The sequence below is a fragment of the Stenotrophomonas sp. Nf1 genome (assembly GCF_003028475.1).
Lineage (GTDB): Bacteria > Pseudomonadota > Gammaproteobacteria > Xanthomonadales > Xanthomonadaceae > Stenotrophomonas.
Map to the genome: position 1 here is coordinate 115,817 of NZ_PYTV01000003.1, position 18,185 is coordinate 134,001.

The 18,185-nt window shown below is 67.3% G+C and carries 17 protein-coding genes; 6 read left to right on the top strand and 11 right to left on the bottom strand.

The features are described 5' to 3' along the window. Position 1: 1 nt before the first annotated feature. The 5 genes from C9412_RS07055 to C9412_RS07075 form a co-directional block, all read right to left on the bottom strand. Positions 2-1,330: an acetylglutamate kinase gene (locus C9412_RS07055; RefSeq protein ID WP_107230985.1), complete on the bottom strand. Its 1,329-nt coding sequence runs from the start codon at positions 1,328-1,330 to the stop codon at positions 2-4. Between the two features lie 25 nt (positions 1,331-1,355). Beyond that, positions 1,356-2,444, bottom strand: coding sequence for an acetylornithine deacetylase (locus C9412_RS07060; protein WP_107230986.1), 1,089 nt, complete (start codon positions 2,442-2,444; stop codon positions 1,356-1,358). Between the two features lie 109 nt (positions 2,445-2,553). Then, entirely contained in the window at positions 2,554-3,750 is a 1,197-nt protein-coding gene (locus C9412_RS07065) for an argininosuccinate synthase (RefSeq protein ID WP_053450318.1), read from the bottom strand. Between the two features lie 118 nt (positions 3,751-3,868). Then, positions 3,869-4,879, bottom strand: coding sequence for an N-acetylornithine carbamoyltransferase (locus tag C9412_RS07070; protein WP_107230987.1), 1,011 nt, complete (start codon positions 4,877-4,879; stop codon positions 3,869-3,871). A 319-nt stretch (positions 4,880-5,198) separates the two neighbouring features. Next, on the bottom strand, positions 5,199-5,762 hold the full coding sequence (locus C9412_RS07075) for a hypothetical protein (RefSeq protein WP_107230988.1): 564 nt from the start codon (positions 5,760-5,762) through the stop codon (positions 5,199-5,201). A gap of 187 nt (positions 5,763-5,949) precedes the next feature. Between C9412_RS07075 and cysS the strand changes: the two genes are divergently transcribed. From cysS to C9412_RS07090, 3 genes are read left to right on the top strand one after another with little or no spacing between them, the layout of a single operon-like run. Continuing rightward, a complete protein-coding gene (gene cysS, locus C9412_RS07080; RefSeq protein WP_107230989.1) occupies positions 5,950-7,326 on the top strand; it encodes a cysteine--tRNA ligase in 1,377 nt (458 codons plus the stop codon). 54 nt (positions 7,327-7,380) lie between these two features. Continuing rightward, positions 7,381-7,833 carry a SufE family protein gene (locus C9412_RS07085; protein WP_107230990.1) on the top strand — a complete coding sequence of 151 codons (453 nt, stop codon included), beginning with the start codon at positions 7,381-7,383 and terminating at the stop codon, positions 7,831-7,833. Beyond that, positions 7,830-9,077, top strand: a complete 1,248-nt coding sequence (locus C9412_RS07090; RefSeq protein WP_107230991.1) for an MFS transporter — start codon at positions 7,830-7,832, stop codon at positions 9,075-9,077. Before C9412_RS07085 ends, C9412_RS07090 begins: the two co-directional genes overlap by 4 nt. Before the next feature lie 213 nt (positions 9,078-9,290). On the opposite strand, the gene dksA is transcribed toward C9412_RS07090, so the two are convergent. Further along, positions 9,291-10,520 carry an RNA polymerase-binding protein DksA gene (dksA, locus tag C9412_RS07095; RefSeq protein WP_107230992.1) on the bottom strand — a complete coding sequence of 410 codons (1,230 nt, stop codon included), beginning with the start codon at positions 10,518-10,520 and terminating at the stop codon, positions 9,291-9,293. A 271-nt stretch (positions 10,521-10,791) separates the two neighbouring features. Here dksA and yidD point away from each other — a divergent pair, with 271 nt between their 5' ends. The 3 genes from yidD to C9412_RS07110 are packed head-to-tail and all read left to right on the top strand — an operon-like array spanning position 10,792 to position 13,242. Continuing rightward, positions 10,792-11,046: a membrane protein insertion efficiency factor YidD gene (gene yidD, locus C9412_RS07100; protein WP_107230993.1), complete on the top strand. Its 255-nt coding sequence runs from the start codon at positions 10,792-10,794 to the stop codon at positions 11,044-11,046. A gap of 1 nt (position 11,047) precedes the next feature. Continuing rightward, positions 11,048-12,394, top strand: coding sequence for a dihydroorotase (locus C9412_RS07105; RefSeq protein WP_107230994.1), 1,347 nt, complete (start codon positions 11,048-11,050; stop codon positions 12,392-12,394). Continuing rightward, the gene (locus tag C9412_RS07110) at positions 12,394-13,242 is read left to right on the top strand and encodes a M23 family metallopeptidase (protein ID WP_181358711.1); all 849 of its coding nucleotides are present in this window, start codon (positions 12,394-12,396) and stop codon (positions 13,240-13,242) included. Before C9412_RS07105 ends, C9412_RS07110 begins: the two co-directional genes overlap by 1 nt. Before the next feature lie 652 nt (positions 13,243-13,894). On the opposite strand, the gene C9412_RS07115 is transcribed toward C9412_RS07110, so the two are convergent. The 5 genes from C9412_RS07115 to efp form a co-directional block, all read right to left on the bottom strand. After that, on the bottom strand, positions 13,895-14,599 hold the full coding sequence (locus C9412_RS07115; RefSeq protein WP_107230995.1) for a squalene/phytoene synthase family protein: 705 nt from the start codon (positions 14,597-14,599) through the stop codon (positions 13,895-13,897). Positions 14,600-14,610: 11 nt separating this feature from the next. After that, positions 14,611-15,306: a phosphoglycolate phosphatase gene (locus tag C9412_RS07120; RefSeq protein ID WP_107230996.1), complete on the bottom strand. Its 696-nt coding sequence runs from the start codon at positions 15,304-15,306 to the stop codon at positions 14,611-14,613. Next, positions 15,303-16,019: a bifunctional 2-polyprenyl-6-hydroxyphenol methylase/3-demethylubiquinol 3-O-methyltransferase UbiG gene (ubiG, locus tag C9412_RS07125; protein ID WP_107230997.1), complete on the bottom strand. Its 717-nt coding sequence runs from the start codon at positions 16,017-16,019 to the stop codon at positions 15,303-15,305. The genes C9412_RS07120 and ubiG overlap by 4 nt, the downstream gene beginning before the upstream one ends. A gap of 25 nt (positions 16,020-16,044) precedes the next feature. After that, positions 16,045-17,388, bottom strand: coding sequence for a TRZ/ATZ family hydrolase (locus tag C9412_RS07130; RefSeq protein WP_099551878.1), 1,344 nt, complete (start codon positions 17,386-17,388; stop codon positions 16,045-16,047). A gap of 163 nt (positions 17,389-17,551) precedes the next feature. Next, the gene (gene efp, locus C9412_RS07135; RefSeq protein ID WP_107230998.1) at positions 17,552-18,118 is read right to left on the bottom strand and encodes an elongation factor P; all 567 of its coding nucleotides are present in this window, start codon (positions 18,116-18,118) and stop codon (positions 17,552-17,554) included. Positions 18,119-18,185 lie beyond the last annotated feature (67 nt).

Genomic DNA, 18,185 nt, shown 5'->3' on the forward strand with positions numbered 1-18,185 from the left:
CTCAGCCCTGCAGGCTCGGCGCGCGCTGGGCGCAGTGATCGACATAGGTGCGGATGCGGTCGATGCCATCGGCGCCGTACCAGAACACCTTCCAATGGTCCTGCTTGTAGCAGCCATCGGATTCGGCGTAGTAGAAATGGTTGATCGGGTTGCCGTGGCGCGAGCGCCAGAACAGCTGCGGGGTTTCCTCCAGCATCACGTTCCACACTGCGCGGCCCAGGCCTTCGCCCTGCGCATCGTCGAGCACGGCGAACTTGTCCAGGTACACGCCTTCGGCCTCGTCGGTGAGGATCACCGCGGTGCGGTAGTTCTCGCTGACATAGGCGCGCAGCAGCCTGGTCTTCTCGAAGTAGTCCGGCACCAGGGTGCGGCCGAAGCTGGATTCGATCAGGCCCTTCAGGCGTGGCAGGTCCAGTTCGTTCCAGGCGGTGGCACGCAGTACCTTCTCGCCCTTGCGCACCAGCGTGCCCGAGCCCTTGTGGGTGAACAGTTCCTTGGCCAGGTCGGCCGGCCGGGTGATCGACACCGACGATTCCAGCGGCAGGCGATCGAGCAGATCCTTGATCTGTTCGATCTTCACCTTCATGCCGCCGTGGATCCACGGCTGCGCGATCAGGTGGTCGTACTCGGTGGACAGGTTGATCGAATCGATCACGTTGCCGGCCTCGTCCAGCAGGCCGCCGGTGCCGGTCAGGAAGATGATCTTGTACGGCTGCAGTTCCTGCACCAGCTCGTTGGCGGCGAAGTCGGCGTTGACGTTGAGGATCTGGCCGCCGGCGGTCTCGCCCAGGCTGGTGATCACCGGGATCGAGCCGGCACGCAGGCTGGCCTCGATCGGCGCCAGGTTGACCTTCTTCACTTCGCCGACCAGGCCGTAGGTATCCACGTCCAGGTACTCGGCCTCGAACACGCCACCGGTGATCGAAGTGGCGCGCGCGCCGTTCTGCTGCAGCGCCTCGACCAGGCGCAGGTTGGACTGCTGGAACACCCGGCGCACGATCGCCAGCGCTTGCGGTGAGGTCACGCGCAGGCCGTTGACGGTCTGCTTCTCGATGCCGGCCGCCGACAGCTCGGCATCCAGCTGCGGGCCGGCGCCGTGCAGCACGATCGGGGTCAGCCCGACTTCCTGCAGGAACGACAGCGAGGAGGTCAGCGCGTCGAGATCGTCGCGCAGCACCGCGCCGCCGACCTTGACCACGGCGAAGCGCTTGGCGTCCAGCTGCGAGAAGCGCTTGAGGTACTGGCTGATCTCCTTCGCGCTGGCCATGCTGGAAAGCAGGCGCACGATGGTCTGGCGGGTCTGGCGGTGGGGCTGGAGGGCAGGAGACATTTCGGTTTCGTCGGAAAGGGAAGAATCAGGCGCCGGCGGCGATGATGCGATGCACGGCGTCGGTGTAGCGCTGCAGCTGGTCCAGCGTCACGAACTCATCGGCGGTATGGGCCTGGGCGATGTCGCCCGGGCCGAACACCAGCGTGGTGTAGCCACCGGCCGAGAACAGCGAGGCCTCGGTCCAGAAGTCCACCGCGTTGCCGATCGGCAGCTCCAGCGCATCGGCCACGTCACGCGCCAGCAGGCGGCGGTTCTCGGCCTCGGCGATGTCACCGGCCGGCAGGCTGGGGCCACGGAAGGTTTCGGTGAACACGGCCGCCTGCGGTTCGGCGAAACCGGCGAAGGTGGCCAGCAGTGCGTCGATATCCATCGACGGCAGCGGGCGGAAACCGAAGCGCACTTCGGCGGCCGGCGCGATCATGTTGGCCTTGATGCCACCTTCGACGCGGCCGATGTTGAAGCGCAGGCCGGTCAGCCCGCCAAAGCGCGCCGAAGCCAGCGATTCCACATGGTCGAGCGCGCGGTTGCCCCAGCGCATCGCCTGGTGCAGCGCGCTGGCGGCGGCATCCTGCTTGCCCGAGGCATGCCCGGCACGGCCGGCGAACTGCATCAGCACCGAGCTGATGCCACGGTGCGCCAGCACCGCTTCGCTCATGGTCGGCTCGGCCACCAGCACCGCTTCGTACGGAATGCCACGGGCCAGGAACGCGGCGATGCAGCGCGGGTCGTTGGCTTCCTCGTCGCTGGAGAACAGGAACGCGGCATCGCCATCGCTGGCATTGGCCGCAGCCACCAGTGCAGCGGCCGCGCCCTTGATGTCACACACGCCCAGACCGACCACGCGGTCATCCAGGCGCCGCATCACGTGCGGGTCGGCACTCCAGTGCGGCGAGTCCGGCACCGTGTCCAGGTGCACGTTGAACAGGTACTTCGGCGTACCACGCACGGCGTACAGGCTGACCGCACCGGCACCATGGTCGATCACCTCGACGTTGAACCCGGGCAGGTTGTCGCGCAGGTAATCGAAGATGCCGCCGGTGGTGATCGCACGCGGCGGGTTGCGGGTGTCGAAGGACACCAGCGCCTGCAGGTGATCGAGCGTCTGTTCAAGCATGTGTCTGAATATCCGTAGGGTTCGAAATCGGTAGTGCCGGCCGCTGGCCGGCTCCGCAATGATCCAGCCGTGCCACGAGCCGGCCAGCGGCCGGCACCCCCGTCACAGGTCAACCGCGATTGACCTGCGCATAGACAGTGGAGCTCATGCCGAACAGCTTGATGAAGCCCTCGGCCTCTTCCACACCCCAGTCGGCCGACTGCGCGTAGGTGGCACCCTTGGTGTTGAGCAGGTGCGGCGACTTCACCGCCACTGCATCGACGCGGCCACCGCGGGTTTCCAGTACCACTTCACCGTTGACCTTGGCCTGCGAGGACTTCAGGAAGGCTTCGATGTCGGTCTTCAGCGGGTCGTGGTAGAAGCCTTCGTACACCAGCTCCACCCACTTGCGCGCCACGTCCGGCTTGAAGCGGTTCTGCTGCTTGGTCAGCACGGCATCTTCCAGCGCGCGGTGCGCGGCCAGCAGCGACACCAGGCCCGGCGCTTCGAACACGATGCGGCCCTTCAGGCCGATCACGGTGTCGCCGGTGTAGACGCCACGGCCGACGCCGTACGGGGCGAACAGCTTGTTGAGCTGGGCCAGGATCTGGTCGCCCGGCAGCGCCTTGCCGTTCAGTTCAACCGCTTCACCTTCAACGAACTTCAAGGTGACCGTCAGCGCCTGTTCCGGCCACTCGCTGCGCGGCGAGCACCAGCCACGCGCGCCCTCGCCCGGGGCTTCCCAACGGTCGATCTCGCCACCGGACATGGTCACGCCCAGCAGGTTCTCGTTGATGGTGTAGGCCTGCTGCTTGGCGCGCACGCCGAAGCCGCGCTCTTCCAGGTACTTCTGCTCGTAGGCGCGGGTCTGGGTGTGTTCCTTCTGGATCTCGCGGATTGGCGCGATGATCTGGTAGTCGCCCAGTGCCTTCACCGCCAGGTCGAAGCGGACCTGGTCGTTGCCCATGCCGGTGCAGCCGTGGGCGATGATGTTGGTGCCCAGTTCGGCGGCACGCTTCAGCGCGGCATCGACGATCAGGTAGCGGTCCGAGACCAGCAGCGGGTACTGGCCCTGGTAGCCTTCGCCGGCCCACACGAACGGCTTGACGAAGCCTTCCCAGATGGCCGGGCCGCCGTTGACGGTGACGTGGCTGGTCACACCCAGCTCGGCGGCGCGCTTCTCGATGAAATCGCGTTCTTCATCATCCACGCCGCCGGTGTCGGCGAACACGGTGTGCACGTTGTAGCCGCGCTCCTGCAGGTACGGCACGCAGAAGCTGGTATCCAGGCCGCCGGAGAAGGCGAGAACGACGTCTTTGTTGCTCATGGGGGTCAGGTCCACTTGGGGATGAGATTTCGGTAGAGCCGACCGCTGGTCGGCTGAGATGTTGGATGCACCGGTACGGGAGCAGCCGACCAACGGTCGGCCCCACCCCGTGTGTGATTCAGCGCCCGGCAACGGCGGCCATGATCGCCTTCTGCACGTGCAGTCGGTTCTCGGCTTCGTTGATGGCAATGCACTGCGGCGAATCCATCACGCCGTCGGTGGCCTTCACGTTGCGGCGCAGCGGCAGGCAGTGGCTGAACACGCCGTTGTTGGTCAGCGCCATCTTCCGCTCGTCCACGATGAAGTGCTTGAACTGGTCGCGGATCGGCTTTTCCGGCTCCCAGTTGCCGAAGAACGGCAGCGCGCCCCAGCTCTTGGCGTAGACCACATCGGCGCCCGCGTAGGCGCTGTCGATGTCATGGCTGATCTTCAGCGAACCGCCGCTCTCGGCCACGTTCTGCTCGGCCCAGCCCATGTAGCGGTCGTCGAGGATGTAGTCGGCGGTCGGGCACAGCAGGGTCACGTCCATGCCCATGCGGGTGGCGATGGTCAGCGCCGAGTTGGCCACAGCGGTATTCAGCGGCTTGGGGTGGTAGGTCCAGGTCAGCACGTACTTCTTGCCGCGCAGGTCCTGGGTGCCGAAGTGCTCCTGCAGGGCCATCACGTGCGCCAGCTCCTGGCACGGGTGGGTGATGGTCTCCATGTTGATGACCGGCACCGGCGAGTACTTGGCGAAGCTGTTGAGGACGATGTCCTGGCGGTCGTAGGCCCAATCCTGGAACTTCGGGAACGCACGCACCGCGATGATGTCGCAGTAACGGCCCAGCACCTTGGCCACCTCAGCAATGTGTTCTTCGGTATCGCCATCCATCACCGTGCCGAGATTGAACTCGATCGGCCACGCATCCTTGCCCGGCTGCAGCACCACCGCGTGGGCACCGAGCTGGGACGCACCCAGCTCGAAGCTGGTGCGGGTGCGCATGGACGGGTTGAAGAACACCAGCGCGATCGACTTGCCCTTGAGCTGGTCGCCGAGCTTGTTGCGCTTGAACAGCGCGGCCTGGGTCAGCAGCGCGTCGAGATCGCTGCGGCTCCAGTCCTGGGTGTTCAGGAAGTGCTTGGGGGACATCGGTTTTCCTTGCGTAGCGGCGCCGGGTCCGGCGCGGTGGAAGGGAAAAGCAGGAACCAAAGGTGGATCGAAAAGGTTGCAGTTGCAGCTTTCAGAACGCGTAAACGAAAAAACCCAGCCGGCGGGCTGGGTTTTTTTCGGACGAACAGCAAAAAGCTCCGGTTACCCAGCGAGGATGTGGGGTTCCGGTCGACGCGCACGCGAGGTCATGCCCGACGCCTGTCGGGCTGCGCTGCTGTCGTGCTGGAAGTCGGTGAGCTTCATGGCCGGCAATCTTTGCATGCGGCCGGAGCCGGCGCAAGGGGCAGCAGTCCCGGAATCAGGGATTGCTGGCGGTGCCCTGCTCGGGGCCGACCCACGGGGTGATCGAAACCCGGATCTTGAGCCGGTTGCCGGGGTCTTCCGGCAGCCGCGAGCGGTACTTGGTGCCCTTGTAGACGTAGTCCACGTCATAGGCGATGGGACGGCGGAATTCACGCCCCACCGGCACGATGCGGCAGTCACGGGTCAGCATCGGCCCATTGTTGGCCGGGGCCGGGGCCGGGGTCTCGGTGGCGGCCTCTTCGGTCGCCTCCTCGTCGCTGCGCTTGAACATCGAGCGCACCGAATCCCAGAAACGGCCAATCCGCCCCTTGTCCTCCACCGGCTCTTCACCGGTGACGTTGACCGGGGCCAGGGTGCGGGTCGATACCGGCTCGCAATGCTCCTCGGTACGGGTCGCGCGCAGCGTCTGGAACACCGGCTCCACGTTCAGCACCTGGGCATAGTCGAACTTCACGTTCTCCACGATCACCACCCGGTTGCGGGGCTCGGCCTCCTGCGCCAGGGCCACGGCGGGCAGCGCCGACAGGCAGGCCAGGGTCAGCAACGCGGTGGATTTCATTGGCGACGGGAGCAAGGACACGGCAATAGTGTAGGCAGTGACGAGCACAAGGGGCTGAACATTACCCGTCCACGCCGCTCCTGCCCACCCCACCCTGGGCGGGCGCGGCGTCCACCGGTGGCAACGGGCGCCCCAAAGGGGCTCGACACGTTCTAAAATCGAAGGCTTGTCCCCCAGCCACAGCCCCATGACCCTGCGCCTGCACAACAACCTGACTCGCCAGCTCGAACCGTTCACCCCGCTCGACCCGGCCTGTCCGACGCTGTATGTGTGCGGCCCGACGGTCTACAACTACGTGCACATCGGCAACGCCCGTGGCCCGGTGGTGTTCGGGGTGCTGGCCGATCTGCTGCGGCGGCGTTTCGGTGCCCTGCGCTACGCCCGCAACATCACCGACGTGGACGACAAGATCAACACGGCCGCGCGCGAACAGGGCGTGCCGATCAGCACCATCACCGACCGCTTCGCTGCGGCCTACCGTGAAGACATGGCCGCGCTGGGCGTGGCGCCGCCGGACATCGAGCCGGAAGTGACCGCGCACATGCCGCAGATCATCACCATGATCGAGCAGCTGATCGGCAGCGGCCACGCCTACGCCGCCGAGGGCCACGTGCTGTTTGCGGTGGCCAGCTTCGATGGCTACGGCAAGCTCTCGCGCCGCGATCCGGAAGAGATGCTGGCCGGCGCCCGCGTTGATGTCGCCCCGTACAAGCGCGACCCGGGCGACTTCGTGCTGTGGAAGCCCTCCACCGACGACCTGCCCGGCTGGGAATCGCCGTGGGGCCGTGGTCGTCCGGGCTGGCACATCGAGTGCTCGGCGATGGCCGCCGCGCATCTGGGCGAGACCATCGACATCCACGCCGGCGGCGTCGACCTGCAGTTCCCGCACCACGAGAACGAGATCGCGCAGAGCGAATGCGCCCACGGCGGCAGGATCTTCGCCCGCTTCTGGCTGCACAACGGCATGCTCAACTTCGGCGGCGCCAAGATGAGCAAGTCGCTGGGCAACATCGAGCGCGTGCACGACCTGGTGCGCCAGCACCCGCCCGAAGCGCTGCGCCTGGCCCTGCTGTCGGCCCATTACCGGCAGCCGCTGGACTGGACCGACGGCCTGATCGAGCAGTCGGTGCGTACCCTGGACCGCCTGTACGGCACCCTGCGCGAACTGGCGTCGATCGAGGCCGCGGCGGTCATCCCGGCCAGCGTCGAAGCGACCCTGGACGACGACCTGAACACCCCGCAGGCGCTGGCCGAAGTGGCCCGCATCGCCGCCGATGCACGCCGCGCCACCGACCCGGCCGAGCAGGCGCGCCTGAAGGGCGAGCTGTTGGGCGCGGGCCTGGCCCTGGGCCTGCTGCAGGCCGATCCGGCGCAGTGGTTCGGTACCGCAGCCGGCGACGACGGCGATGATGCCCGCATCCAGGGCCTGATCGACGAACGCGCTGCGGCCAAGAAGGCGCGTGACTTCGCTCGTGCCGACGCTATCCGCGACCAGCTGGCCGCTGAAGGCATCGTGCTGGACGACACCCCGCAGGGCGTGCGCTGGTCGCGCAAGCGCGGCTGACCTGCCCTGCCCCGTGGCCGGTCCGCCGGCCACGCCCCCACTGTAGAGACTGCTGTGATCGACTCCCCGTTCCCGCTTGAACCCACCGCCGCCGAGGCCCAGGCCGCCATCGCCGAGGAATTCGGCTTCTTCGGCGACTGGTCCGAGCGCTACCAGTACCTGATCGACCTCGGCCGCAAGCTGCCGGCCTTCCCGGAAGACTGGAAGACCGAGGAGCATCGCCTGCTGGGCTGCCAGTCGATGGTCTGGATCGTGCCCGAAGGCAACGCGCAGTCGCTGCGCTTCCACGCCATCAGCGATTCGGCCATCGTCTCCGGCCTGATCTTCCTGGCCCTGCGCGTGTACTCCGGGCGCTCGGCGCAGGAGATCGTGGCCACCGAACCAAGCTACATCCAGGACATCGGCCTGGCCCGCCACCTCTCGCCCACCCGCAGCAATGGCGTGGCGGCGATGCTGGCCTTCATCCGCGAGACCGCGCAGGCGCAGCTGCAGCGCGAACAGCCGTGAGCGAGCGTGCCACGGCCGAAGACACCGCGCTGGGCCTGCTGTCCCGGCCCGGTTTCGCCAAGCTGCTGGCCTACCGCATCTTTGCGATGCTGTCCTACCAGGTGGTTGCGGTCACCGTCGGCTGGCATATCTACGAAGTCACCCGCAATCCGTTCTCGCTGGGCCTGATCGGGCTGGCCGAGGTGCTGCCGTTCTTCTGCGTGGCGCCGTTTGCCGGCTACCTGGTCGACCATCTGCCGCGCCGCCGGCTGGGCATGGCCGCCTGTTCCGGGCTGATCGCCACCGCACTGGTGTTGACCGGCGTCGCTACAGGCGGGCTGCCCTTTGAAGGCGTGTGGCCGATCTATGCGGCCATCGCCTTGACCGGCATGGTCCGGGCATTCCTCTCGCCCATCTACAACGCGCTGTTCGCCCGCGTGCTGGCCCGCGACCAGTTCGCGCGCGGCGCCGGCCTGGGTGCGGTGGTGTTCCAGGCCGGCATGGTCGCCGGCCCGGCACTGGGCGGCGTGCTGGTCGGCTTCGGCGGCAAGGGCCTGTCGTATGCGGTGGCCACCGCCTTCGCGCTGGTGGCGATGGCCTGCCTGGCCACGCTGAAGGTCGACGAACCGGTGCACACCGGCCCGGCCGCCCCGATCTTCAAGAGCATCGCCGAAGGTGCCCGCTTTGTGGTCGGCAACCGCATCATGGTCGGCGCGATGGCGCTGGACATGTTCTCGGTGCTGCTGGGCGGCGTGGTGGCGATGCTGCCGGCGTTCCTGCACGAGATCCTGCACCACGGCCCGGAGGGGCTGGGCGTGCTGCGCGCAATGCCGGCGCTGGGTTCGGTGTGCGTGGGCCTGTGGCTGGCCCGCCATCCATTGCATCGCAATGCCGGCCGCGTGCTGCTGTGCGCGGTGGCCGGGTTCGGGCTGTGCGTGATCGGCTTCGGGCTGTCGCAGCACTTCTGGCTGTCGGCACTGATCCTGCTGTTCTACGGCGCGTTCGATGGCGTCTCGGTGGTGATCCGCTCGACCATCCTGCAGTTGGCCACGCCGGAGGAAATGCGTGGACGGGTGTCGTCGATCAACGGCATCTTCATCAGTTCGTCCAACGAACTGGGCGCGTTCTATGCCGGCACCATGGCGAAGCTGCTGGGTCTGGTGCCAGCGGTGGTACTGGGCGGATTCGCAGTGCTTAGCGTGGCCGGCATCACGGCATGGAAGAACCCGACGTTGCGGAAACTGAATCTGCGCGACCTGCAGTGATCGTGCCGGCGCTGCGGTCTCCTGATGATCGCGGCGACACGGCTTCGCGTAGAGTCGAGCTTGCTCGACTGCTTTTCTGTAGAGCCGAGCCTATGCTCGGCTGGCGCCTCTGAGAAGCAGTCGAGCATGGCTCGACTCTACAAAGGGCCAAGCCACCCCACAAAAAACCCGGCCGAGGCCGGGTTTTTCGCATGACCACACAACGATCAGGAATCAGTCGCCCTGCTGTTTCTGCAGGTGCTCCCAACGCTCCTGGGCGTCGATGGTGCGTTCGGCGGTCAGGCGCGCTTCCAGGCGCTCCAGGCCGATCTCTTCGCCCGTGTCCACGCAGTAGCCGTAGTCGCCGGCTTCCAGGCGCTTGAGGGTGCTGTCGATCTTGCCGATCAGCTTGCGGTAGCGGTCGCGGGTACGCAGTTCCAGCGAGTTCTCGGTCTCGCGGGTCGCGCGCTCGGCTTCATCGCCGATGTCACGTACTTCCTCGCGCAGGTTCTCGATGGTCTGCTTGGACTCTTCCACCAGATCGGCGCGCCAGTTCTGCAGCCGCTGGCGGAAGTACTCCTGCTGCAGCGAGCTCATGTATTCCTCTTCCGAGGACGGCTTGTAGCCGGCCGGCAGGATCGGGCGGCCGGTGGCCTCGTCGGTCTTGTACTCGACCACCTTGTACTTGCTGCGCGGGGCCGGTGCCGCCGAACGGGCGGCGACAGCGACGGCGACCTTGCCGACAGGGCGCGACACGGTCTTCGGGGCGGAATCGGATTTCACGGCGGTTTTGGCAGGCGATTTCGAAACGGGCACGGGATTCTTGGATTGCGGGGCCTTCGATGCAGCAGAAGCAGCGACCGGGGCCGGCTTGGGAGCCGGTTGGGCTGCTGCCGCTGCCACGGTCTTGGCCGGGACAGGCTTGGCCGGAGCCGGCTTGGCAGCAGGCTTCGGTGCGGACTTCACTACAGGGGCCGGGGCCGGCTTGGCGGCCGGTACGGCGACATTCTTGGCAACGTTCTTTACAGCAGCAGGCGTGGCGGTCGGTTTGGCCGCAGCGACCTTCTTCGCCGCCGGCTTGGCAACCGGCTTGGCCGCGGCCTTCTTCACCACCGCCTTCGGCGCCGGCTTGGCTGCTGCCTTCTTCACCACCGGCTTGGCGGCGGCCTTCTTCACCGGCGCGGCCTTGCTGGCAGCCTTCTTCACCACCGGCGCCTTCTTGCCGGCAGCGGCAGGTTTGGCCTTGGCGGGTGCGGCGGCCTTCTTTGCCACCGGCTTGGTCGCCTTGACCGGAGCTTTCTTCGCGGTGGCCTTCCTGGCCGCCGGTTGCGAGGACGCTGCCTTGGTCACCGCCTTGCTGGCCGGCTTCCTGGCAACGGGCTTTGCCGCCAACTTCTTCACAACAGGCTTGGCGGTTTTCTTGGCGGCCGTTGCGGCCTTCTTTGCAGTTTTTTTAGCAGCCACGAAACGCTCTTCCTTGGATTCCCCGGGGCCCGGGAAAGCGGGCCTTTATAGCCTACCCGACCCGCAGCAGCAACCTCGGCGCCCTGCTCCATTCAGTCCTGGAGCCAAGGCACCCAAAGCGCGGTCCGACGAACACGGACCGCCTTGCGCGGTACGGAACCTGGCCGGCACCCAGCGGTGCCGACAGCGGTCGCAGGCCATCGGCGACATGCGACCAACGGCCCATCCTGCACAAATGCGGCCTTCATGCCAACTGGCATAAGATGACTGGGTGATCTCGCGCCTGCTCATTGCCCTGCTGCGCTTCTACAAGCGCTTCATCAGCCCCCTGCTGGGGCCGCGCTGCCGCTTCGTGCCCAGCTGTTCTGAATACGCCATGGATGCGATCGCCCGCCACGGTCCGCTGCGCGGCAGCTGGCTGGCCGCGCGCCGGCTGGGACGCTGCCATCCGTTCCACCCCGGCGGCTTCGATCCAGTGCCCGAGTCTCCCCACGCCCCCTCTTGCCGTTGCACAGGAAAACACTGACATGTCCTCCACGCTCATCACCAATGCCCGCATGGTCAATGAAGGCCGCACCTTCGACGGCGACCTGCGCATCGAGAACGGCCGCATCGCGCAGATCGGCAGCGGGCTGGCCCCGCGCGACGGCGAACAGGTGGTGGACGCGGCCGGGCGCTGGCTGCTGCCGGGCATGATCGACGACCAGGTGCACTTCCGCGAACCGGGCCTGACCCACAAGGGCGACATCGCCAGCGAATCGGCCGCGGCCGTGGCCGGCGGCCTGACCAGCTTCATGGACATGCCCAACACCAACCCGCCGACCCTGGATTCAACCATCCTGGAAGCCAAGTACGAACTGGCGCGCGGCCGCGCCTGGGCCAACTACGGTTTCTACCACGGCGCCAGCAATGACAACCTCGACGCGATCCGCGCCCTGGACCCGAAGAAGGCGCCGGGCGTGAAGGTGTTCATGGGCGCGTCCACCGGCAACATGCTGGTGGACAACCCGGAAACGCTGGACGCGATCTTCCGCGAGTGCCCCACTCCGATCATCACGCACTGCGAAGACACGCCGATGATCGATGCCAACCTCAAGGCGTTCCAGGAGAAGTACGGCGACGCACTGACCCCGGACATGCACCCGGACATCCGTTCGCGCGAGGCCTGCATCAAGTCGACCCGTCTGGCCATGTCGCTGGCGCGCAAGCACGGCACCCGCCTGCACGTGCTGCACATCTCCACCGCCGACGAGCTGGCGCTGTTCGAGAAGGGCCCGCTGATCCGCGCCGACGGCAGCCGCAAGCAGATCACCGCCGAAACCTGCGTGCACTTCCTGCACTTCGCGCGCCCGGACTACGCGACCAAGGGCAACCTGATCAAGTGCAACCCGGCGATCAAGGAAGTGTCCGACCGCGAAGCGATCACCGCCGCGCTGGCCGACGACGTGCTGGACGTGCTGGCCACCGACCACGCCCCGCACACCTGGGAAGAGAAGCAGAAGCCCTACGCGCAGGCGCCGTCGGGCCTGCCGCTGGTGCAGTACGCGCTGGTGGCCGCGCTGGAGCGCGTGCACGAAGGCAAGCTGACCCGCGAGCAGGTGGTGCAGAAGTTCGCGCATGCGCCGGCCCAGCTGTTCGACGTGGAAGAGCGTGGCTTCCTGCGCGAAGGCTACTTCGCCGACCTGGTGCTGGTGGAAGACGTGCCGTTCACCGTCAAGCGCGAGGACGTGCTGTCCAAGTGCGGCTGGTCGCCGTTTGAAGGCACCACCTTCCGTTCGCGCGTGGCCTCGACCTGGGTCAACGGCCAGCTGGTGTGGGACGGCAGCACGCTGGTCGGCGAACCGGCCGGCCAGCGCATGACCTACGACCGCTGATGCGCGCGGCTCTCCTGACCGGGGCGCTGCTGCTGGCGGCGCCCCTGCTCTGCACATCTTCGGCAAGCGCGCAGGATGCCATCGGCAGCCTGATCGACAGCCGCGTGGTGTTTCCGTCCAGCGCATCGCAGGGCGCGCTGGTGATCGGCAAGGTGCCCGCCGGCAGCCGCGTGCAGTACGCCGGCCGCCAGCTGCGGGTGAGCAACTATGGCAGCGTGGTGTTCGGCATCGGCCGCGACGAAAAGGGCCCGTTGCGCGTGCAGGTGCAGCGCGCCGACGGCGGCAGCGAAACGGTGACCATCGCGGTGACGCCGCGCGACTGGCCGACCGAGCGGGTCAACGGCGTGCCGCCGAAGACGGTCAATCCGCCGCCCGCGATCGCCGAGCGGATCAAGCGCGAACAGGCGCAGGTGACCGCCGCGCGTGCCCGCGATGACGACCGCACCGACTTCACCCAGACCTTCATCTGGCCGGTGCAGGGCCGCATCAGCGGCCGCTTCGGCAACGCACGCGTGTACAACGGCCAGCCTGGTGCCGGCCATTCCGGCATGGACATCGCGGTGCCGACCGGCACGCCGGTGAAGGCGCCGGCGGCCGGCATCGTCACCTTCGCCGGCCCGGACCTGTACCTGACCGGCGGCACGCTGCTGCTCGACCACGGCTTCGGAGTCAGTTCCAACTTCCTGCACCTGTCGCGCATCGACGTAAAGGTCGGCGACCGTGTGGAACAGGGCCAGGTGATTGCGGCGGTCGGCGCCACCGGCCGCGCCACCGGCCCGCACCTGCACTGGGGCATGAACTGGTTCGACACCCGCATCGACCCGTTGCTGGTGCTGGAGCGCAAATAACGGTGGGTGCCGACCTTGGTCGGCACGATTCGGTAGAGTCGAGCTTGCTCGACTGTGCGCGAACCCGACATTCATCCACGCATGGCGTGGATCTACCGCAATGCAGTTTGGTAGGTGCCGACCTTGGTCGGCACGATTGCGCGCGAACCCGATATTCATCCACACATGGCGTGGATCTACCGCAATGCGATCTGGTAGGTGCCGACCTTGGTCGGCACAATCCCGCAGAGCGTGCGGACCAAGGTCCGCACCTACCGCCGGCAATGTGCTTGGGTGGGTGCCGACCTTGGTCGGCACGATTGCGCGCGAACCCGACATTCATCCACGCATGGCGTGGACCTACCGCAATGCGATCTGGTAGGTGCCGACCTTGGTCGGCACGATCCCGCAGCACGCGTGAATCCGGCATTCATCCACGCATGGCGTGGATCTACTGCAATGCGGCTTGGTCGGCACGATCCCGCAGAACGTGCGGACCCGACATTCATCCACGCATGGCGTGGATCTACCGCAATGCGGCTTGGTCGGCACGATCCCGCAGCGCGCGCGAATCGGGCATTGATCCACGCATGGCGTGGCTCTACTGCGATGCAGCTTGGTCGGCACGATCCCGCAGCGCGCGCGGACCACGGTCCGCACCTACCAGAATCGATCAACCGCGCGCGGCCCACCACACGCGCAGCAAAGTGCGCATCGGCGTCGCTTCAATCGGCTTGCCTGCGGCCCGCGCGGCCACGCGGGCACGGGCCAGGCTGGACCACACGCGCCGCGGCCGAGGGCCAGGCACGCGGGCGCCCCACCCCTTCAACAGCGACTGCGCCCAGCGCTGCGCGGCACTGCTGGAATCTTCATCCAGCACGCTGCGCGGCACACCGGCCACGCCGGCATCCTGCAAACGCTGGGCCAGGGTCTGCAGCAGCACCGCACGACCGGCGCCGGTGCGCGGCTTGTCGCTGAACAGCGCCGCTTCCACCGCTGCCACCGCATCGGCGTAGTTGGCCAGCGCGCGCTCGGCGCTGGCGGCATCGAGCGCGACGGTGCGCGCTTCGACCAGATCCGGCAGCGCGTCGGCCAGCTGCGCCCACGGCGCACGCACTGGCTCCAACAGGCGCCCCAGCGGATGACGCGAGCGCTGCGCGGCCCAGCTGCGCAGTTCCTCGCCCCACCATGCCAGCTTGGCGTCAGCCGGCAGCGGGTCACCGCCGGTGTTGAGCATGTCGTCGAATTCCTGCAGCAGCGCGAACCACGCCACCGCGAGTTCGCGTTGCGATTCGGCCACGAACGGGGCGGCCACCGACCATTCCGGCCAGCGGCTGCGCCACTTGTCGAGGAAACTTTCCAGCGCGGTACTGCTCACTACGGGGTTCCTTACGGCTGGGCCGGGGCTGCCGGCCGGGTCGGCCACAGACTGGCCAGTTGCAGAAGTCCGGCGTTCTCCACCAGCACGTCGGCCTGCCAGGCCAACGGGTCGTCGCTGTGCAGGCGGTAGCCCCACAGCGCCGCCACCGAAGGCATGGCGGCGGCCCGTGCGGCGATGATGTCGCGCTCATCGTCGCCCACGTACACGCAGTCTTCAGCAGCGATGCCGAGGGCCTGAGCGGCGTGCAGCAACGGCAAGGGGTGCGGCTTGCGTTCGGCCAGGCTATCGCCGCCCACAAGTACCGCACAGCGCTGCTGCCAGCCGTACTGCGGCACGATCAAGCGCGCCAGGTACTCCGGCTTGTTGGTGACGATGCCCCACACGGCACCGGCGGCATCCAGGGCCGCGAGCATGTCCGCCACGCCCTCGAACAACACGGCGTGCTGCCCGATCAGGGCTTCGTAGCGCTGCAGGAACTCGGGAATCAGCGCGTCACGCGCCGCCGTGTCCAGTTCGGGGAAGGCGGCCGAGACCATCGCACGCGAGCCCTTGGACACCACCGGGCGCAGCAGGGCCGGATCGATCGGCGCGCGGCCACGTTCGGCCAGCATCGCATCGCAGGTGGCAACGAAATCCGGCGCACTGTCCAGCAGGGTGCCGTCCAGGTCGAACAGCACCGCGCGCGGGAAGCCTGCGCGGCTCATTGCGGCTTGACCGCGTAGGCCAGGTAGTTGATGTCGGTGCGGCTGCTCAGCCGCGCACGGTTGCGCCACGGCTCGTAGGCCATGCCACTGACATCCACCAGCTGCACATCGGCTTCGCGCAGCCAGCGCGCCAGTTCGGCCGGCTTGATGAACTCCTGGTAGTGGTGGGTGCCCTTGGGCAGCAGCCGCGCCACGTACTCGGCACCCACGATCGCCACCGCGAAGGCGGCGGCGGTGCGGTTGATGGTGGACAGGAACAGGTGGCCGCCCGGCTTCAGCAGGCGCTTGCAGGCCTCGATGATCGCACCCGGGTCCGGCACGTGCTCCAGCATCTCCATGCAGGTGACCACATCGAAACTGCCCGGCTGCTCGGCGGCCAGATCCTCGGCGGCCTGCACCCGGTAATCGACCTTGGCACCGCTTTCCAGCGCGTGCAGGCGCGCCACCTTGACCAGTTCCGGGGCCAGGTCGATGGCCGTGACGTCGGCGCCGGCCTGGGCCAGCGCCTCGCTCAGCAGACCGCCGCCGCAGCCGATGTCGAGCACGCGCGCACCGCGCAGCGGCACACGGTCGGCCACGTACTGCAGGCGTACCGGGTTCAGCGCATGCAGTGGCTTCTGCGGGCCGTCAGCGTCCCACCAGCGGTTGGCCAGCGCGGCGAACTTGTCCAGCTCGGCCTGATCGAAATTGGAGGAAGCGTGGGGGGCGGTCATGAGAAAGTCCTTGCAGCGCCGGGGTTCAGGCGCGGATATGGCGGATGCGCTCGCGCCACTGGCGCGCGTTGGCGATGATGCCCGGCAGGTCCATGCCGACCAGCTCGCGCTGCACCAGCTTCGGCTTGCCGGCGATCCAGACATCGCTGACCTGCTGGCGGCCGGTCGCGTACACCAGCTGCGACAGCACGTTGTGCAGCGGCTGGGTTTCCAGCGCGGACAGGTCCACGCAGACCAGGTCGGCCTGCTTGCCGACTTCGATCGAGCCGATGCGCTCGCCGAAGCCCAGCGCACGCGCGCCGCCCAGCGTGGAGGCACGCAGCGTGGTGGCCGCGTCCAGCGCGGTGGCATCGTCGGCCACCGCCTTGGCCAGGATCGCCGCGGTGCGGTTCTCGCTGAACATGTCCAGGTCGTTGTTGCTGGCGCAGCCGTCGGTGCCGATCGCCAGGTTCACCCCGGCGCGCTGCAGGGCGCAGGCCGGGCAGAAGCCCGACGCCAGCTTCAGGTTCGATTCCGGGCAGTGCACCACGCTGACGCCACGCTCGGCACACAGATGGATTTCGGCATCGGTCAGCTGGGTCATGTGCACCGCGATCAGGCGGTCGTTGACCAGGCCCAGGCGATCGAGCCGCGCCAGCGGACGCTGGCCATGCAGCTTGATCGAATCGGTGATTTCCTGCGCGGTTTCATGGGTGTGCAGGTGCACCTGCATGTCCAACTGGTCGGACAGCATGCGCACGCGCTCGAAATTGGCGTCGTTGACGGTGTACGGCGCATGCGGCGCGAACGCGGTGCCGATCAGCGGGTCGGTGCGCCACTGGTCGTGCAGTTCACCGGCCTTGGCGAAGTACTCGTCGTCGGTCTTGGCCCAGGCAGTGGGAAAATCGATGATGACCGCGCCGACCAGCGCGCGGAAACCGTGCTTCTTGTAGACCGCCGCCTGTACGTCGCCGAAGAAGTAGTTCTCGTTGGCACAGGTGGTGCCACCGCGCAGCATCTCGGCGATGGCCAGGGTGGTGCCATCGGCGACGAACTCGGGGCCGATCACCGCCGCTTCCACCGGCCAGATGTGCTGCTGCAGCCAGGTCATCAGCGGCAGGTCGTCGGCGACGCCGCGCAGCAGGGTCATCGGATTGTGCGTGTGCGCGTTGACCAGGCCCGGCATCAGCGCCGCCTCGGGGCGGCTGACCACCTGTGCGGCGCGGAAACGCGCGCGGGCTTCGGCACGCGGCAGGATGGCGACGATCTCGCTGCCACGCACGGCCACGGCGTGGTCTTCCAGCACCACCGCATGCGGCTCGATCGGAACGACATAACCGGCTTCGATGAGCAGGTCGCAGGCTTCGGGGAGGTGCGGGCTATCGCTCATGCGGGCTCACTGGCTGTGGGGCGGTGGGCCTGCGATCCACCGGGGTGGATCGCGGCCATGTAGCGCCGAGCCATGCCCGGCGGCTCCTCGCATCCGCAGGGGCGGGTGCGAGGTTGCCGGCCAGCGGCCGGCACTACAGTAAGGTCGGCCTGCGGCCGGAACCTTATTTGACGCGTGCGGAGTATTCGCCCGAACGGGTGTCGACCTTGACGATCTCGTCCTGGTTGACGAACAGCGGCACGCGGACCACGGCGCCGGTTTCCAGGGTGGCCGGCTTGCCGCCGCCGCCCGAGGTGTCACCACGGACGCCCGGATCGGTCTCGGTGATCTTCAGTTCGACGAAGTTCGGCGGCTGCACGAAGATCGGCGAACCGTTGAACAGGGTGACGATGCAGGACTCTTCGCCCTTCAGCCACTTCTCGGCGCCGCCCATGCCGGCCTTGTCGGCCTGCACCTGCTCGAAGGTTTCCGGGTCCATGAAATGCCAGTACTCGCCGTCGCTGTACATGTAGTTCATGTTGGTGTCGACCACGTCGGCCACTTCCACGTCATCGGTGGCCTTCATGGTCATTTCCACGGTGCGGCCCGACTTGATGAAGCGATAGCGCACGCGCGTGAAGGCCTGGCCCTTGCCCGGCTTGATGAACTCGGTCTCGGAGATGACGGCCGGTTCATTGTTGACCAGGATCTTCATCCCGTTCTTGACATCGTTCATGCCCGCAGTGGCCATGCTCAAGCTCCTCAAATGGCGAAACCGCCGCGCGTGCGGCGAGCCGGATAGAATGGAAAGCCCACCG

What these genes read in the sequence shown, in the direction of transcription:
- C9412_RS07060 (WP_107230986.1), bottom strand. Translation starts at nt 2,444, where the DNA reads ATGCTTGAACAGACGCTCGATCACCTGCAGGCGCTGGTGTCCTTCGAC.
- C9412_RS07105 (WP_107230994.1), top strand. Translation starts at nt 11,048, where the DNA reads ATGTCCTCCACGCTCATCACCAATGCCCGCATGGTCAATGAAGGCCGC.
- C9412_RS07110 (WP_181358711.1), top strand. Translation starts at nt 12,394, where the DNA reads ATGCGCGCGGCTCTCCTGACCGGGGCGCTGCTGCTGGCGGCGCCCCTG.
- cysS (WP_107230989.1), top strand. Translation starts at nt 5,950, where the DNA reads ATGACCCTGCGCCTGCACAACAACCTGACTCGCCAGCTCGAACCGTTC.
- efp (WP_107230998.1), bottom strand. Translation starts at nt 18,118, where the DNA reads ATGGCCACTGCGGGCATGAACGATGTCAAGAACGGGATGAAGATCCTG.
- C9412_RS07070 (WP_107230987.1), bottom strand. Translation starts at nt 4,879, where the DNA reads ATGTCCCCCAAGCACTTCCTGAACACCCAGGACTGGAGCCGCAGCGAT.
- C9412_RS07130 (WP_099551878.1), bottom strand. Translation starts at nt 17,388, where the DNA reads ATGAGCGATAGCCCGCACCTCCCCGAAGCCTGCGACCTGCTCATCGAA.
- C9412_RS07075 (WP_107230988.1), bottom strand. Translation starts at nt 5,762, where the DNA reads ATGAAATCCACCGCGTTGCTGACCCTGGCCTGCCTGTCGGCGCTGCCC.
- C9412_RS07120 (WP_107230996.1), bottom strand. Translation starts at nt 15,306, where the DNA reads ATGAGCCGCGCAGGCTTCCCGCGCGCGGTGCTGTTCGACCTGGACGGC.
- ubiG (WP_107230997.1), bottom strand. Translation starts at nt 16,019, where the DNA reads ATGACCGCCCCCCACGCTTCCTCCAATTTCGATCAGGCCGAGCTGGAC.
- C9412_RS07055 (WP_107230985.1), bottom strand. Translation starts at nt 1,330, where the DNA reads ATGTCTCCTGCCCTCCAGCCCCACCGCCAGACCCGCCAGACCATCGTG.
- C9412_RS07065 (WP_053450318.1), bottom strand. Translation starts at nt 3,750, where the DNA reads ATGAGCAACAAAGACGTCGTTCTCGCCTTCTCCGGCGGCCTGGATACC.